Genomic DNA, 16624 nt, shown 5'->3' on the forward strand with positions numbered 1-16624 from the left:
GAGGGGCCCCGGCGGACTGAGCGACGAAACGGCCGTGCGGCCGGCGTGAGAGCACGCCGACCGCACGGCCGGTACGACAAGCGGGGGTCTCAGAAGTCGTCGTCGAAGGAGACGTTGCCCTCCACGGCGACCTGGTAGGCCGAGGGGCGCCGCTCGAAGAAGTTGGTCAGCTCCTGGACGTCCTGCAACTCCATGAAGGAGAACGGGTTCCGCGAGCCGTAGATCGGCTTGAGCCCCAGCCGCGCCAGCCGCTGGTCGGCCACGCACTCCAGGTACTCGCGCATCGACTCGGTGTTCATCCCGGCCAGCCCGTCGCCGCACAGGTCACGCGCGAACTGCAACTCGGCGTCGACCGCCTCGCGCAGCATCGCCGTGACCTGCTCGCCCAGCTCCTCGTCGAAGAGGTCCGGCTCCTCCTGGCGCACGGTGTCCACCACGGAGAACGCGAACTCCATGTGCATGCTCTCGTCCCGGAACACCCAGTTGGTGCCGGTGGCCAGCCCGTGCAGCAGGCCGCGCGAGCGGAACCAGTAGACGTAGGCGAAGGCGCCGTAGAAGAACAGCCCCTCGATGCAGGCCGCGAAGCAGATCAGGTTGAGCAGGAAACGCCGCCGGTCCGCCTTGCTCTCCAGCCGCGTCAGGTCGTCCACCGAGTCGATCCAGCGGAAGCAGAACTCCGCCTTCTCCCGGATCGACGGGATGTTCTCCACCGCGGCGAACGCCGCCGCCCGCTCGTCCGGGTCGGGCAGATAGGTGTCCAGCAGCGTCAGATAGAACTGGACGTGCACGGCCTCCTCGAAGAGCTGCCGCGACAGGTACAGCCGCGCCTCCGGGGAGTTGATGTGCTTGTAGAGGGTGAGCACCAGGTTGTTGGCGACGATCGAGTCACCGGTCGCGAAGAACGCCACCAGCCGCCCGATCAGGTGCTGTTCCCCCGCCGAGAGCTTGGCCAGGTCCGTCACGTCCGAGTGGAGGTCGACCTCCTCCACCGTCCAGGTGTTCTTGATGGCGTCCCGGTAGCGCTCGTAGAAGTCCGGGTAGCGCATCGGGCGCAGCGTCAGCTCGAAGCCGGGGTCCAGCAGGTTCTTCCGGCCGGCGCCCGCGTTCGGCTGTTCGGGGTTCTGGGTGGGGACACTCACTGGCACGCCTCGCAGGACTCGGGGTTCTCCAGGGAGCAGGCGACGGCCTGCTCGGGGACGGGAAGCGGGTCGTCGCCGGCGACGGCGACCGGGGTGGGCAGGGGAGCCGTCGTGGCGGCGGAACGCGCGGACTGCGCGATCCGGGTCGCCGGCCGCGACCGCAGGTAGTAGGTGGTCTTCAGGCCGCGCTTCCACGCGTAGGCGTACATCGAGCTGAGCTTGCCGATGGTCGGCGAGGCCATGAAGAGGTTCAACGACTGGCTCTGGTCCAGATACGGGGTGCGGTCGGCCGCCATGTCGATCAGCGAACGCTGCGGGATCTCCCACGCCGTGCGGTACAGCTCCCGCACCGTCTCGGGCAGCCCCGGCACCTCGGCGACCGAGCCGTTGCCGGCGCGCAGCGCCTGCCGCGTCGCCTCGTCCCAGCGGCCGAGCCGCTTCAACTCGGCGACCAGGTAGGTGTTGACCTGGAGGAACTCACCGCTGAGCGTCTCGCGCTTGAACAGGTTGGAGACCTGCGGCTCGACGCACTCGTAGACGCCGGCGATCGAGGCGATCGTCGCGGTCGGCGCGATCGCCAGCAGCAGCGAGTTGCGCATCCCCACGCGACCGATCCGCTCGCGCAGCGCCTCCCAGCGTTCCGGCCAGCCGGCGTGCGCGTCGGCGTAGTGGTCCGGGTGCAGCACGCCGCGGGCCGTGCGGGTGTCCTCCCACGCCGGGTGCGGGCCGTGCCGCTCGGCCAGCTCCGCCGAGGTCTCGTAAGCGGCGAGCATGATCCGCTCAGCGATCCGCGTGGACAGCTCGCGGGCGGCCGGCGAGTCGAACGGCATCCCCAGCCGGAAGAAGACGTCCTGGAGGCCCATCACGCCCAGACCCACCGGCCGCCAGCGGGAGTTGGAGTTCTCCGCCTGCTCGGTCGGGTAGAAGTTGATGTCCACCACGCGGTCCAGGAAGAGCACCGCGGTCCGCACGGTGGCGTCCAGCCGCTCCCAGTCCATCCCGCCGTCGTCGCCGAGGTGCGCGGCCAGGTTGACGCTGCCCAGGTTGCAGACGGCGGTCTGGTCGTCGTCGGTGACCTCCAGGATCTCGGTGCACAGGTTGGAGCTGTGCACCACGTTGCCCGGCCTGGCGGTCTGGTTGGCGGTGCGGTTGGCGGCGTCCTTGAACGTCATCCAGCCGTTGCCGGTCTGCGCCAGGGTGCGCATCATCCGCGCGTACAGCTGCCGCGCCGGCACCTGACGCTGCGCCAGGCCCCTGGCCTCGGCCGCGCGGTAGGCGGCGTCGAACTCCTCGCCCCACAGGTCGGTCAGCTCCGGCACGTCCACCGGGGAGAACAGCGACCAGTCGGCGTCCGCGTCGACCCGCCGCATGAACTCGTCGGGGATCCAGTGCGCCAGGTTCAGGTTGTGGGTGCGCCTGGCCTCCTCGCCCGTGTTGTCGCGCAGTTCGAGGAACTCCTCGATGTCCGCGTGCCACGTCTCCAGATAGACGCAGGCCGCGCCCTTGCGCCGGCCGCCCTGGTTGACCGCGGCGACCGAGGAGTCCAGCGTGCGCAGGAACGGGACGATCCCGTTGGAGGCGCCGTTGGTGCCGCGGATCAGCGAACCGCGGGCCCGCACCCGGGTGTAGGAGAGACCGATGCCGCCGGCGTGCTTGGAGAGCCGGGCGACCTGGTGGTAGCGCTCGTAGATCGAGTCCAGCTCGTCGGCGGGGGAGTCCAGCAGATAGCAGGAGGACATCTGCGGGTGCTTGGTGCCCGAGTTGAAGAGCGTCGGCGAGGACGGCAGATACGCCAGCGAGCTGGTCAGCCGGTACAACTCGGCGACCTGCGCCAGCGCGTCCGCCGAGTCGTCGGGGGCCAGGCCGCAGGCGACGCGCAGCAGGAAGTGCTGCGGGGTCTCGATCACCTTGCGGTGCAGCGGGTGGCGCAGCAGATAGCGCGACTGGACGGTGCGCAGCCCGAAGTAGCCGAACCGGTCGTCGGCGCCCTCGGCCACGGTGCGGGCCAGCAGCGCGTTCAACTCCTCGGCGTGGGTGCGCACGAACGCCGCGGTGGTGTCCCCGATCAGCCCCTCCCGGTGGCCGACCGCCACCGAGTCGGCGAAGGTCACCGCGCCCTGACCGGCGGCCTCCTCGCGGATCGCGAGGGTGAGCAGCCGAGCGGCCAGCCGGGAGTAGGAGGGCTCCTCGGCGATCAACCCCGCCGCGGCCTCGATGGCCAACTCCCGCGACTCGGCCGCGTCGGAGCCGGGATGCCGGCCCCGCGCGACGGCCGCGTCGACCCGCGCGGGGTCGGTGGCGGGAAGGTCGGCGGTGAGGTCGGCCAGGGTGCGGGTCAGTGCCGCTGAGGCCGGCTCTGCGGGGGCGGCGGGTGCGATGGTCACTCGGTGCTCTCCCTCGGATCGGTTGGCTCCGCGGGAGGGACGAGCGACGTGCGGACATGGCTGTGCCAGGCATGGCTCAACCGCACCGCGTCCCTCGGCCCAGCCCACGGGGCTTGGACGTGATCAGCCGTCGGCAGGTACTCGGACTCGTCAGGACAGCGCAAAGCGCGCCATGACACACCGTTGCGGGACAGTTCCGGACTCGCACCGGATTCCCCTGCGTGACAGCGAGGTCGAGCATACATCTTGTGCCGCGTTCAACGGGCAGCCCCATATGTTGTGTTGTCTGTCTCGTTGCAACGGTGAGTTCCCTGCGAACGCCCGGGCGGCTCCACGCCGCCCGGGCGCCGGGCCGTGTGTGCGGTTGCGACGGGCCGCGCGGGCGACACGCCGGAGCGGGGTTACTCCCGCTGGAGCACGAAGTAGCCGGCGCCGTCGGCGAGCACGGTGTACCGGGCGTCCGGGTAGAGCTGCGCGGCCCGGCGCACCATGCCCTCGCGCGTCCCGCCGGGGTCGTGGTACGCCAGGTACTCGGGCGCCGCGATGTCGCGGTCGCCGATCCAGAACACCCGGCAGCGGCCGGTGAGTCGCGCGACCGGCCGGACGTTGGCCGCCACCTCGGCGCCGTCCGGCACCGCCCGGAGCACCCGGTCGCCCTCCTCGGCCACCGGGCCCGGCCGCCAGGTCGCCGCGTCGGTCAGCTGCGCGGCCGGCAGCGACGGCAGCAGCGCCAGCGTCGCCCCCAGCAGCCCCGCCGGCAGAAAGCGCGCGTAGTCCCGCAGCCAACGCGCCGACGTGCCCCCGACCGAGGCCAGCGCGTCGACCAACGCCAGGGCCAGCACGGGCATCAGGACCGCGCTGTAGTGGAAGTCCGTGCCCCAGTAGTGCGTCTCGTGCGAGACGAAACGCCAGCCCAGCGTCGGCAGCGCCACCAGCAGCAGCGGGGAGCGCAGTGCCAGCAGCCCGCTGGTCGGCAGCAGCAGCCACAGCAGCGTCTCCGCCTTGGTGTCGGCGCCGGCCCACAGCGCCGCCCACGGGCCGCCCCCGCCGCCCTCCTCGCTGAGCTTGGTCCAGTAGTCGTAGCCGCCCCCGGTGTTGAACGACGGGATCAGCACCCCCAGCGTCAGCGCGCACAGCGCCGCGCCGAGCACCGCCACCCCGCACGCGGCGCGCGCCACCCGGGGCGCCCGCCCACGCGCCCGCCACGCGACCACCAGCGCGATCGCTGCCGTGGTGAGCCCCAGGTCCTCCTTCACCAGCACCAGCGGCAGCGCGTACAGCAGCGCGGCCCGCCACCGTTCACGCAGCAGCGCCTCCAGCGAGAACGCGATCAGCGGCACCGCGAAGCAGATCTCGTGGAAGTCGAAGTCCACGGCCCGCTGCACGCCCCAGGAGAGCCCGAAGACCACGCCGACGGTCAGCCCGCGCACCCGGCCGAGCAGCCGGATGCCGACCCTGGTCACCGGCACCGCCGCCAGCGCGAAGAGCGCGGCCTGCGCCACCAGCAGCGTCACGGGGGAGGGAAAGACCCGGTAGAACGGGGCGAGCAGCGCGGTCACCGGGCTGAAGTGGTCGCCCAGGATGAGGAAGTCGGCGCCCTTGAGGTCGGCCACCGGCCGCCGCAGCTCGGAGTAGGAGCGGACGGCCTGCTCGAATATCCCGAGGTCCCAGGAGCGGGTCCGCAGATCGCGGTAGCGGCCGACGGAGAGCACCGTGTACATCGCGAAGAGCACGCCGGCCAACACGTAGGGGTCCCGCGCGGTGCGCGCCGGCCGCTCAGCGCGGACCGGCTCCACCCGCTGCCGCTCGATGGTCGCCATGCCCGTTCCCTCGCCCTCCCGTTCCCCGTCAGGACGAACGCTAGGACAGTGCGGGCCCCCGGCGTGCGGCGGCCCCCGGACCGGGGCGGGTCCGGGGGCCGGGGCGGATCAGCAGCAGCCGTGGTGCGCGGTGGGGTCCGCGTACTTTCGGTCGGTGCGCCACTTCTCGAACTCGCGGCGGCTGAGCACCTTCGCGTCCGGGTCCTCGCGCGCGACGCGTTCCCGGTAGCGCGCGTAGGCGTTCTCGCCGGTCAGCTCGGTGACATACCAGCGCACCCAGGACAGCGCCCGGCGCGGTACGGCCAGCACGCTCATCGGCCGTCCCCCTCCGCGTCCGCGTCCCTCGCGCCCGCGCCGTTCCCGTTCCCGTGGGCATCCGCGTCGCCGGGCGCCTCCTCGGCGCGCTCCTCGGGGAAGCCGCCGCCCGGGCCGAGGCCGGCGCGCACCAGCTCGGCCTTCTCCTCCCTGGTGGCGATGAGTTCGGCCGGCGCGACCAGCCGGGACCTCACGTAGGGCGCCTCGTGCAGCCGCACCGTCTCGGGGGAGCTGATCGCCTTCAGCGCGACCCGGAAGGCGTCGATGAAGACGACCACCACCAGTAGCGCCAGCGTGCCGGCGAGGAAGGCGTCCAGCGTCGCGTTGTTGACGATGGTCCGCATCTCGCCCATGTCGGAGGCGCCGGGCAGCAGCTGGCCGGAGTCGATGCCCTCCTGGTACTGGTCGCGGCGGGCGAGGAAACCGACGGCCGGGTCGCCGGAGAAGACCTTCTGCCAGCTGGCCGTGAGCGTCACGACGGCCACCCACGCCATCGGCACGGCGGTCACCCAGGCGTACTTCAGCCGCCCGGACTTGATCAGCAGCACCGTGCAGAGCCCCAGCGCCAGCGCGCCCAGCAGCTGGTTGGAGATGCCGAAGATCGGATAGAGCGTGTTGATGCCGCCCAGCGGGTCGTTGACGCCGACCCACAGCAGCCAGCCCCACAGGCCCACCACCGCCGCGCTGGTCAGCAGGATGCCGGGCAGCCAGCCGGTGGAGCGGAAGCGGCTCATCCGCGGGTGGGTGCTCGCCAGGGCGTCCTGGAGGATGAAGCGGCCGACCCGGGTGCCGGCGTCGATGGCGGTCAGAATGAAGAGCGCCTCGAACATGATGGCGAAGTGGTACCAGAAGCTCATCATGGCCTCGCCGCCGAGGATGTCCGAGAAGATCGAGGCCAGCCCGAGCGCCAACGTGGGCGCCCCGCCCGTCCGGGAGAGCAGCGAACCCTCCTCCACGGACTCGGCCGCGGCGTTCAGTTGTTCGGGTGTGACCACGAAGCCCCAGGACGTGATCGTCTCCGACGCAGCCTGCACGGTGTCCCCGATCACCGCCGGGGGCGCGTTCATCGCGAAGTAGACCCCCGGGTCCAGCACACAGGCGGCGGTGATCGCCATCACCGCGACCGAGGACTCCATCAGCATCGCGCCGTAGCCGATGCTGCGGACCTGGGTCTCCTTCTGGATCATCTTGGGCGTGGTGCCCGAGGAGATCAGCGCGTGGAACCCGGAGAGCGCGCCGCAGGCGATCGTGATGAAGACGAACGGGAAGAGCGAGCCGGCGAAGACCGGTCCCTCACCGTTGCTCGCGAAGTCGGTGACCGCCTCCATCTGGAGCGTGGGCAGCGTGAAGACCAGCGCCAGCGCCAGCAGCCCGATGGTGCCGATCTTCATGAACGTCGACAGGTAGTCGCGCGGCACCAGCAGCAGCCACACCGGCAGCACCGAGGCGGCGAAGCCGTAGATCACCAGCCACACGACCAGGGTGCGCGGCGAGAGGGTGAACGTGTCGGCCATCCCCGAGTTGGCCACCCAGCGGCCGGCGACGATGACGAACAGCAGCAGGGAGACGCCGACGATGGTGACCTCGGAGACCCGCCCGGGGCGCAGATAGCGCAGGTAGACGCCCATGAAGAGGGCGAGCGGGATCGTCATGCCGACCGAGAACGTGCCCCAGGGCGACTCGGCGAGCGCCTGCACCACGACCAGCGCCAGCACCGCCAGCAGGATGATCATGATGCTGAAGATCGCGACCACGCCGGCGACGCCGCCCACCGGGCCGATCTCCTCGCGGGCGATCTGGCCGAGGCTCTTGCCGTCCCTGCGGGTGGAGAAGAAGAGCACCACCATGTCCTGGACGGCGCCGGCGAAGATCACGCCGACGATGATCCAGATCGTTCCCGGCAGATAGCCCATCTGCGCCGCCAGCACGGGACCCACCAGCGGCCCCGCGCCGGAGATGCCGGCGAAGTGGTGGCCGAGCAGCACCCGCCGGTCGGTCGGCTGGTAGTCCAGACCGTCCTCCAGCCGCTCGGCGGGAGTGGCCCTGCTGTGGTCGGCCCGCAGCACCCGGCGGAGGATGAAGCGGGAGTAGAAGCGGTACCCGATCGCGTACGAGCCGAGCGCCGCGGCCACCATCCACGCCGCGGAGACGTCCTCCCCGCGGGCGAGGGCCAGCATGGCCCAGCCGATCGCGGCGACGACGGAGACGACGCTCCAGATGACGATCGAACGTGGTCGCGCCTGGCGCGCCGCCTGCCTGAGGAGTTGCACGTGGTCTCTCCCGCGTCTACCGGCCGGTTCTGCCTGACTGACGTGGGAATCTAGGCCACGCGAGCCCCGTTGACCATGGGGTGTGCGCCGCCCGGTGTGACTTCAAGCGCGCGCGGCGCGTGTGCGGGGCTCGGGGCGGGGCTCAGGAGGGCGTCGGACGCTCCAGGTTGGCGACGAACTTGTAGCGGTCCCCCCGGTAGACGGAGCGCACCCACTCGACCGGCTCACCGCCGGTGTCCCGGGAGTGGCGCGAGAGCATCAGCATCGGCAGTCCGACGTCCGTGCCGAGCAGCCCGGCCTCGCGCGGGTTGGCCAGCGAGGTCTCGATGGTCTCCTCGGCGTGCGCCAGATGGACGTCGTAGACCTCGGCGAGCGCGGTGTACAGCGAGGTGTAGCGCACCAGGCTGCGACGCAGCGCGGGGAAGCGCTCCTGCGAGAGATGGGTGGTCTCTATGGCCATCGGCTCGCCGCTGGCGAGCCGCAGCCGTTCGATCCGCAGGACACGCCCGCCCTCGGGAAGGCCCAACAGGCGGCTCAGCCGCTCGTCCGCGTTGATGTAGCCGATCTCCAGCAGCTGGGAGGTGGGCTCCAGACCCTGCGCGCGCATATCCTCGGTGTAGGAGGTGAGTTGCAGGGTCTGCGAGACCTTGGGCTTGGCGACGAAGGTGCCCTTGCCCTGGATGCGTTCCAGGCGGCCCTCCACCACCAGCTCCTGCAACGCCTGGCGCACGGTGGTCCTGGAGGTGTCGAACTCGCTCGCCAGTGAACGTTCCGGCGGCACCGGAGTGCCGGGTGGCATGGTCTCCGTCATCTGCTGAAGATGACGCTTGAGGCGGTAGTACTTCGGGACGCGTGCCGTCCGAACCCGGTCGGCGGCGTCCGCCGCACCCGTTTCACCGGCCATGTCCCACCCCTCCGACGCGTTGTTTTCTGCCGTCACCGGCTCCTCCGAAAGATCGCGGCTGACATCGTGGCACGGGCCGGTCCCGGTCGCCGCCCCAGGGCAGATGTCGGTCCGGTAACGGACCCGCCCGGGGAGTCGTCGGCCCTTGACACCCTTCCTGGTCTGGTCCAGGCTCCGGTCAACTGGTCTAAACCTCTTGTCTACACCACTATCGCGACGGCCGTCCCGCGCCACCACCATGTGGACGGGTTCCGGCACTGAGAAGGAGGGTGACGTGAAGCGCAAGCTGATCGCTGCTATCGGCGTGGCCACCATGGCGGCCACGGTCGCCGCCTGCGGTTCCGGCGACGACGGCGGAGGTGGCGGCAGCTCTGACGCCATCACCGTCTGGCTCATGGACGGCTCGGCCCCCGAGGAGTGGGTCGACGAGCTGAACGCCGCCTTCGAGGCGGAGCACGGCATCACCGTCAACGTCGAGATCCAGCAGTGGGACGGCATCCAGGACCGGGTCACGACCGCGCTCTCCGAGGACGGCACCGTCGACGTGCTGGAGATCGGCAACACCCAGACGGTCGGCTACGCCAACACCGGCGGCCTCGCCGAGCTGGGCGACCTGGCGGGGGAGCCGTGGAACGAGGCGATGCTGGAGTCCGCCGAGGTGGACGACACGCTCTACGCGGCACCGTGGTACGGGGCCAACCGCGTGGTGATCTATGACAAGGGCATCTGGGAGGAGGCCGGCGCCGAGGTGCCCACCACGCGCGAGGAGTGGATCACCGCGCTGGAGACCCTCCGGGAGAACAGCGATGCGGAACCGATTTACCTGCCAGGACAGAGCTACTACGTGATGGGCGGATTCGTCGCCGACGAGGGCGGCAGCTTCGCCGTCGAGGACGGCGACGGCTGGGCCGGCGCGCTGGCCACCCCCGAGGCGCAGGCCGGCATGGAGTTCTACGGCGAGCTCCAGGAGTTCTCCACCGCCCCCGCCGAGATCGACGAGGCCGAGCCCCAGCAGTCCGTCGACATCGTGCCCAACGGCGAGGTCGCCTCCTGGATCGGCCTCGGCTGGGAGGCCGCCGGCGCCGTCGCCGCCATCGAGGAGCAGGGCGGCGAGGCCGACTTCGGCTACTTCCCGATCCCCGGCGAGACCCCCGACCAGCTGGGCCACGTCTTCCTCGGCGGCTCCAACCTCGCCGTCTCCGGCCGCGCCGGGAACTCCGAGATGGCCAACGAGTGGCTGGCCATGGCCACCTCCCAGGAGTGGGCGCAGAAGTTCGTCGACGCCAACGGCGGCGGCGTGGTGCCCAACCGCACCGACGTCACCGCGACGCCCGAGGAGGGCAGCTTCGCCGAGGCCATGGTCGCCTCCGCCGACGTCGGCTACCTGCCGCCGCTGACCACCGGATGGGCCAACGTCGAGACCGACCCCAACCCGATCAAGGAGCTCATGACCAAGGCGCTCAACGGCGAGGACTACCAGGCCGCCGCCGGCGAGGCCGACTCCGAGATCACCGACCGCATCAACCGCGAGTAAGCCCACCCCAGGGGGTGCCGTCGCCCGTCGACGGCACCCCTCGCCCTTGTTCGCCACCCGAGGGAAGACACGCATGACCGTGCACATCGAGGAAGCACCGGCACCACCACCCCCGGTCGAGGGCACCCGGGGCCCGGGGGAGAACCGCCGCCCCCCACGCCGGAGAGTGCCCTCGGGCCTGGTGCCCTACCTGCTGCTCGCGCCCGCGGTGACCGCCATCCTCGCGGTCCTCGGCTACGCGCTCTTCAGGAACGTGCTGATCTCCCTCCAGGAGTTCGGCCGCAAGCAACTGATCTCGCGCACCACCGAGTGGACCGGCCTGGACAACTACAAGGCGGTCCTCCAGAACGAACGTTTCTGGGACTCGCTGGTCCGCACCTTCCTCTTCATGGCCGCCAACGTGGTCCTGATCATGATCATCGGCACGTTGCTGGGGCTGCTGCTCAACGCCCTCGGCAAGAAGATGCGCCTGGTCCTGGCGATCTCGCTGGTCGCGGCCTGGGCGATGCCGGTCATCGCCACCACCACGGTCTTCCGCTGGCTCTTCGACACCCAGTTCGGCGTCGCCAACTGGCTGATGCGCACCCTCGGCTTCTCCGGCTACGACCAGCACAACTGGTTCGGCAGCGGCTTCTCCACGCTGACCATCGTCACCCTGCTGATCGTCTGGACGTCCGTCCCGTTCGTCGCCCTCAACCTCTACGCCGGGCTGACCACCGTCAGCGGCGAGATCTGGGAGGCCGCGCGGATGGACGGCGCCTCCTCGACGCGGATCTTCTGGTCCATCCTGCTGCCGATCATGCGGCCCTTCTTCATGATCACCACGTTTCTGGAGATCATCTGGGTCTTCAAGGCGTTCGCGCAGATCTACGCGATGAACGGCGGCGGACCCGACCGGCAGTCCGAGACGCTCCCCGTCATGGCCTATGTCGAGGGCATGGGGCAGAACCAGTACGGCATGGCCGCCGCGATCTCGGTGCTGACGCTGGTGATCCTGATGATCGCCATGTCCTTCTACTTCCGGCTGATCCTCAAGCAGGAGAAGGAGAACTCATGAGGAAGCTCTGGCTCAACGGCACGGCCCTGGTGCTGTCCGTGCTGTTCATCTTCCCGGTCTACTGGATGCTCAGCACCTCCCTCAAGGACAACTCCCAGGTCCTCACGAAGGACCCGGTCTTCTTCTTCACGCCGACCTTCGACCACTACTCGACGGCCACCGGGGTCGACCTCTTCTGGACCTATGTCGCCAACAGCTTCGTGGTCACCGTCGGGGCCGTGCTGCTGGCCCTCCTGGTCGCGCTGGCCGCCAGCTTCGCCATCGCCCGGATGGAGTTCAGGGGCCGCCGGGGAATGGTGATCGCGGTGATGATGGCGCAGATGGCGCCCTGGGAGATCCTGATCATCGTCGTCTACCTGAACGCCAGGGACGCCGAGATGCTCAACAGCCTGGTCACCCTGACGCTCATCTACTTCGTCATGGCGCTGCCCTTCACCATCTGGACGCTGCGCGGCTTCATCGCCGCCGTGCCGAAGGAGCTGGAGGAGTCGGCCATGATCGACGGCTGCAACCGGGCCCAGGCGTTCCTGAGGGTGATCTTCCCGCTGCTCGCCCCCGGCCTCATGGCCACCTCGCTCTTCGGCTTCATCGCGGCGTGGAACGAGTACGCGATGGTGCTGGTGCTCAACAAGTCCCCCGAGGCCGCCACCCTCCCGCTCTGGCTCACCCAGTTCCAGACCAACTTCGGCAACGACTGGGGTGCCACCATGGCCGCCTCCACGATGTTCACCGTCCCTGTGCTGATCGTCTTCCTTGTTCTCCAGCGACGGGTCACCGGCGGGCTCTCCGCCGGGGCCGTGAAGGGATAACGCTCCATGACCACCGTGGTACCCGAGTCCGACACCCTCACCAGGGACGCGCTGGCCGTTCTGCAACCCACCTTCGCCGGGACCCACCGCGCCCCCGACTGGCTGCTGGCCCAGCTGGAGAACGGGATGACCGGCGTCGGGCTCTTCGGCAGGAACGTGGTCTCCGCCGAGCAGCTCGCCGAACTGACCGCGCACCTGCGCCAGGCGCGTCCCGACGTGCTGGTGGCCGTCGACGAGGAGGGCGGGGACGTCACCCGCCTCGACGTGCACGGCGGCTCCTCCGTGCCCGGCAACCACGCGCTGGGCAGCGTGGACGACCCGGAGCTGACCCGCGAGGTCGCGGCCGAGATCGGCCGCCGGCTCGCCGCCTGCGGGGTGAACGTCAACTGGGCGCCGTCGGCCGACATCAACTCCGACCCGGAGAACCCCGTCATCGGTGTCCGCTCCTTCGGCGAGGAGCCGGGACTGGTCGCCCGGCACACCGTCGCCTACGTGGAGGGGCTCCAGTCCGCCGGCGTCGCCGCCTGCGTCAAGCACTTCCCCGGGCACGGCAACACCAACGTCGACTCGCACCACGCCCTGCCGCGCATCGACATCGACCTGACCACCCTGCACGAGCGGGAACTGGAGCCCTTCCGCGCGGCGATAGCCGCCGGCACCCGCTGCGTGATGAGCGCCCACATCCTGGTGCCGGCGCTCGACCCCGACCGTCCCGGCACCCTCAGCCCCGCCGTGCTGGGCGACCTGCTGCGCGCCCCGGTCGCCGACGGCGGCCTCGGCTTCGACGGGCTGATCTACACCGACGCCATCGAGATGCAGGCAGTCGCGGGGACCTACGGCCTGGAACAGGGCTGCGTCCTGGCCGTCGCGGCCGGCGCCGACGCGCTGTGCATCGGCGGCACCCCCTCCGACGAGGCGGAGGTGCTGCGCCTGCGCGACGCCCTGGTCAACGCCGTCCGCTCGGGCCAACTGCCCGAGGAACGCCTCCACCAGGCAGCCGAACGCGTCCGCGCCCTCGGCCGCTGGACCGGCACCGCGCGCGAGCACGCCGCCGTCCCCGAGGCCAGCGGCGTCGGCCTGACCGCTGCCCGCCGCGCGGTGCGGATCAGCCGGGCCGAGGACGGCCCGTTCCGGCCGCTGACCGAACCGGCCCATGTGGCCACCCTCAGCCCGGCGGCCAACATCGCCGTCGGGGAGGAGACCCCGTGGGGCCCGGGCGCCGAACTGACCCGGCTGCTCCCCGGCACCACCGTCAGCGCCCACGCCGGCACCGACGCCCAGCGCGCCGGCTCGGCCGGGCTGGCCGAGGAGGTGCTGGCGGCGGCGGGGGAGCGCCATCTGGTCGCGGTCGTCAGGGACCGCCACCGGCACACCTGGATCGCCGACACGGTCACCGAACTCGTCGCCGCACGCCCCGACACCATCGTCGTGGAGATGGGCGTCCCCCACGCGGCGCCCGTCGGCGCGACTCATCTGGCCACCTATGGCGCCGCCCGCGTCTGCGCCCAGGCCGCCGCCGAGATCCTGACCGGCCACCAACCCGGCTAGGGACTCCGCCGCCCGGTCCCCGCGCCTCCCTCCCGGGCCGCGCGGGGCGCCGGGCCCTGCCCGCTCCGCAACCTTCGTCCGCACCACTCCGGCTGGGAGAACACCATGTCCGCGACCGAGCCAGGCCGGCTGATGCTCGCCGAGATGACCGAACAACCCGCCGTGCTGCGCCGTCTGCTGACGGACGGCGCACCACGCATCGCCGAGGTGGCCCGCGCCATCGCGGCCCGCGGCCCGCGCTTCGTCCAACTCACCGGACGCGGCACCTCCGACAACGCCGCGCTCTACGCCAAGTACCTCCTTGAGATCGAACGGGGTCTGCCCTGCGGTCTCACCTCCATGTCCACCACCACCGCCTACGGCGCCAAGCCGGACCTGCGCGACGTGCTGGTGATCGCCGTCAGCCAGTCCGGCGGCTCGCCCGACCTGGTCGCCTCCACCACCGCCGCCCGCGAGGCCGGGGCGATCACCCTGGCCGTGACCAACAACCCGGACTCCCCGCTGGCCGCGGCCAGCGAATACGCCATCGACGTGCTCGCCGGGCCGGAGAAGGCGCTCCCCGCCACCAAGACCTACACCGCCGAGGTGCTGGCGCTCCATCTCTTCGTCACCGCCCTCGGCGGCGGTGACGGCACCCTGGCCGCCGCCCGGCTGCCCGAGCTGGCCGAGCGGGTCCTGGCCCGCCAGGACGAGGTGCGTGCGCTGGCCGCCCGTTACCGCTTCGCCGAGCGCATGGTCCTCACCTCCCGCGGCTACGGCTACCCCACGGCGAGGGAGGCCGCGCTGAAGCTGATGGAGACCAGCTATGTGCCGGCCCTGGCCTACTCGGGCGCCGACCTGCTCCACGGCCCGCTGGCGATGGTGGACAACATCTTCCCGGTGATCGCGGTCGTCCCCGACGGCCGGGCCGGAGAGGCCCTGCGCCCGGTGTTGGAGCGGCTCACCGACCGGGGTGCCGACCTGATGGTGGTCGGTCCGGAGAAGGCGCTCACCGGGGCCTCGGCAGGCTTCGCGCTGCCGACCGACGACCTCGCCGAGGAGCTTCAGCCGATCCTGGAGATCATCCCGCTCCAGCTCCTCGCCTACGAGGTCACCCGGGCCAGGGGCCAGGACCCCGACGCCCCCCGCGCCCTGGCCAAGGTCACCGAGACCCACTGACCCGGTCGGCCCCGGGGGAGTCAGAGCAGCGACCCCCCGGTGGCGTCGATCGACTGGCCGGTCACCCAGCGGGAGTCCGCCGAGGCGAGAAACGCCACCACATCCGCTATGTGGGCCGGGCTCCCCACCTCGCCGAGCGGCGACAGCTTCGCGAACTCCGCTCGGCTCGACGGGTCGTCCAGGGCGAGCCGCGCGTTCATCTCCGTGTCGACGAGGCCGGGGGAGACCGCGTTGACCGTGATCCCGCGCGGGCCCAGCTCCTTGGCCAGGGCGCCCGTCAGGGCCTCGATCGCGGCCTTGGTCATCGAGTAGGCGACCAGCTCGGGCATCATCCCCGGGCGCTGGGCGGCCCCCGAGGAGAGATTGACGATCCGACCCCCGTCCCGCAGCCGGGAGAGCCCCCGCTGGATGACGAAGAACGGCGCCCGGACATTGACCGCCTGGAGCCGCTCGAACTCCTCGGCGTCGGTGCCGGCGATCCCGGCCGTGCCGGCGATGCCCGCGTTGTTCACCAGGATGTCCAGGCCGTCGGCCTCCTGGTCGAAGGCCGCCCAGAGCGCCTCGGCGTCTCCTGGCTCCCCGAGCCGGGCCCGCAGCGGAAACGCGCTGCCGCCCGCCGTCTCGATCGCCGCGACCGTCTCCTTGGCCGCCGCCTCCCGCTCCGCGTAGTGGACCGCGACACGCGCCCCGTCCCGCCCCAGCCGCTCGGCGATGCCCCGCCCGATGCCCCGGCTGCCGCCCGTGACCAGCGCCGTCTTGCCTGTCAGCGTGCTCATCAGACACACCTCTCCCCTGGAATCCCTCTGTCGCTGCCGCTCGCCAGAAATATCTAGCGAGCGCTACAGAAAGAACCGTAGCAGCATTTCTGGAGGGGGCGCTATAGAATGGGAGGCATGGTCACCCGATCGCGTGGACGCCCCCGCTCCTTTGACCGCGACACCGCGCTGGAGCGGGCCACCCATGTCTTCTGGCGGCACGGCTACGGGGCCACGTCGATCTCCGACCTCACCGCCGCCATGGGCATCGGAGCCCCCAGCCTCTACGCGGCGTTCGGGGACAAGCAGACCCTCTTCGAGGAGGTCGTGGCGCACTACGTCGAGGTCTACGGCTCCTTCGTCGGCCAGGCCATGGCGGAGGAGCCCACGGCCCGCCGCGCCGTGGAGCGGGTGCTGCGGCGGGCCGCGGACGAGTACGCCGTGCCCGGCCGCCCCGCCGGCTGTCTGGTCATCTCCGCCGCCACCAACTACCAGGACTCCGCTCGCGAGGTCGCGGAGAAGCTGCGCGCCGTGCGGGAGAGGAACGCCCGCGCTTTCGGCTCCCGGATCAGGGTGGACGTGGCCGCCGGCGTGCTGCCCGAGGACGTGGACGCCGACGCGCTGGCCCGCTACTCGGCGGCGGTGATGCAGGGGATGAGCCAGCAGGCGCGGGACGGCGCCGGCGCCGAGGAGCTGCGGTCGGTGGCCGAGCTGGCGATGCGCGCGTGGCCGGCGGAGCGGCGGGACGGGGAGCCGGAGCGGCCGGCGCGGTGATCCCCGGGACACCCACGGGCCGCGGCACCGAAGAAGGACCCTCAACCCTCTTGGCACCGCAGCCCGGAGCGACTTGGGCCCGGGACGCCGTCAGGGCAGAGAGCGCCGGGCCCCGCTCTGCCCTCCTGTGCGGGGAGGGCAGAAGTTCGAGGTTCCC

Annotated in this window: 13 protein-coding genes and 1 riboswitch; of the genes, 6 read left to right on the forward strand and 7 right to left on the reverse strand. The window is 71.2% G+C overall.

The genetic code is table 11. The features are described 5' to 3' along the window. Nucleotides 1-89: 89 nt before the first annotated feature. The 6 genes from FH715_RS06420 to FH715_RS06445 all read right to left on the reverse strand — a co-directional run bounded on the left by FH715_RS06420 (nucleotide 90) and on the right by FH715_RS06445 (nucleotide 8832). Nucleotides 90-1139, reverse strand: a complete 1050-nt coding sequence (locus FH715_RS06420; RefSeq protein WP_139641603.1) for a ribonucleotide-diphosphate reductase subunit beta — start codon at nucleotides 1137-1139, stop codon at nucleotides 90-92. Next, nucleotides 1136-3523 (reverse strand): ribonucleoside-diphosphate reductase subunit alpha, encoded by a 2388-nt coding sequence (locus tag FH715_RS06425; protein WP_139641605.1) that lies wholly within the window; start codon nucleotides 3521-3523, stop codon nucleotides 1136-1138. Before FH715_RS06425 ends, FH715_RS06420 begins: the two co-directional genes overlap by 4 nt. 115 nt (nucleotides 3524-3638) lie before the next feature. Then, nucleotides 3639-3804, reverse strand: a riboswitch (cobalamin riboswitch). A gap of 120 nt (nucleotides 3805-3924) precedes the next feature. Then, nucleotides 3925-5343: a DUF2079 domain-containing protein gene (locus FH715_RS06430; protein WP_139641606.1), complete on the reverse strand. Its 1419-nt coding sequence runs from the start codon at nucleotides 5341-5343 to the stop codon at nucleotides 3925-3927. A gap of 108 nt (nucleotides 5344-5451) precedes the next feature. Beyond that, entirely contained in the window at nucleotides 5452-5658 is a 207-nt protein-coding gene (locus tag FH715_RS06435) for a YbdD/YjiX family protein (RefSeq protein ID WP_139641608.1), read from the reverse strand. Continuing rightward, on the reverse strand, nucleotides 5655-7835 hold the full coding sequence (locus FH715_RS06440; RefSeq protein WP_139641762.1) for a carbon starvation CstA family protein: 2181 nt from the start codon (nucleotides 7833-7835) through the stop codon (nucleotides 5655-5657). The genes FH715_RS06435 and FH715_RS06440 overlap by 4 nt, the downstream gene beginning before the upstream one ends. A gap of 235 nt (nucleotides 7836-8070) precedes the next feature. Further along, entirely contained in the window at nucleotides 8071-8832 is a 762-nt protein-coding gene (locus FH715_RS06445) for a GntR family transcriptional regulator (protein WP_139641609.1), read from the reverse strand. A 274-nt stretch (nucleotides 8833-9106) separates the two neighbouring features. Here FH715_RS06445 and FH715_RS06450 point away from each other — a divergent pair, with 274 nt between their 5' ends. From FH715_RS06450 to FH715_RS06470, 5 genes are all read left to right on the forward strand, one after another. Beyond that, nucleotides 9107-10366: an extracellular solute-binding protein gene (locus FH715_RS06450; protein ID WP_139641611.1), complete on the forward strand. Its 1260-nt coding sequence runs from the start codon at nucleotides 9107-9109 to the stop codon at nucleotides 10364-10366. A 73-nt stretch (nucleotides 10367-10439) separates the two neighbouring features. Further along, nucleotides 10440-11423: a carbohydrate ABC transporter permease gene (locus tag FH715_RS06455; RefSeq protein WP_139641613.1), complete on the forward strand. Its 984-nt coding sequence runs from the start codon at nucleotides 10440-10442 to the stop codon at nucleotides 11421-11423. Further along, on the forward strand, nucleotides 11420-12232 hold the full coding sequence (locus FH715_RS06460; RefSeq protein WP_139641615.1) for a carbohydrate ABC transporter permease: 813 nt from the start codon (nucleotides 11420-11422) through the stop codon (nucleotides 12230-12232). The genes FH715_RS06455 and FH715_RS06460 overlap by 4 nt, the downstream gene beginning before the upstream one ends. A 6-nt stretch (nucleotides 12233-12238) precedes the next feature. After that, entirely contained in the window at nucleotides 12239-13780 is a 1542-nt protein-coding gene (locus FH715_RS06465; protein WP_139641617.1) for a glycoside hydrolase family 3 protein, read from the forward strand. A gap of 105 nt (nucleotides 13781-13885) precedes the next feature. Then, nucleotides 13886-14938, forward strand: a complete 1053-nt coding sequence (locus tag FH715_RS06470) for an SIS domain-containing protein (RefSeq protein WP_139641619.1) — start codon at nucleotides 13886-13888, stop codon at nucleotides 14936-14938. A 20-nt stretch (nucleotides 14939-14958) separates the two neighbouring features. On the opposite strand, the gene FH715_RS06475 is transcribed toward FH715_RS06470, so the two are convergent. Continuing rightward, nucleotides 14959-15714 (reverse strand): SDR family oxidoreductase, encoded by a 756-nt coding sequence (locus tag FH715_RS06475; RefSeq protein ID WP_139641620.1) that lies wholly within the window; start codon nucleotides 15712-15714, stop codon nucleotides 14959-14961. A gap of 117 nt (nucleotides 15715-15831) precedes the next feature. On the opposite strand from FH715_RS06475, the gene FH715_RS06480 reads away from it, so the two are divergent. Beyond that, on the forward strand, nucleotides 15832-16467 hold the full coding sequence (locus FH715_RS06480; protein ID WP_139641622.1) for a TetR/AcrR family transcriptional regulator: 636 nt from the start codon (nucleotides 15832-15834) through the stop codon (nucleotides 16465-16467). Nucleotides 16468-16624: the final 157 nt, after the last annotated feature.

Source organism: Streptomyces sedi, from assembly GCF_006335015.1.
Taxonomy (GTDB): Bacteria; Actinomycetota; Actinomycetes; order Streptomycetales; family Streptomycetaceae; genus Streptomyces; species Streptomyces sedi.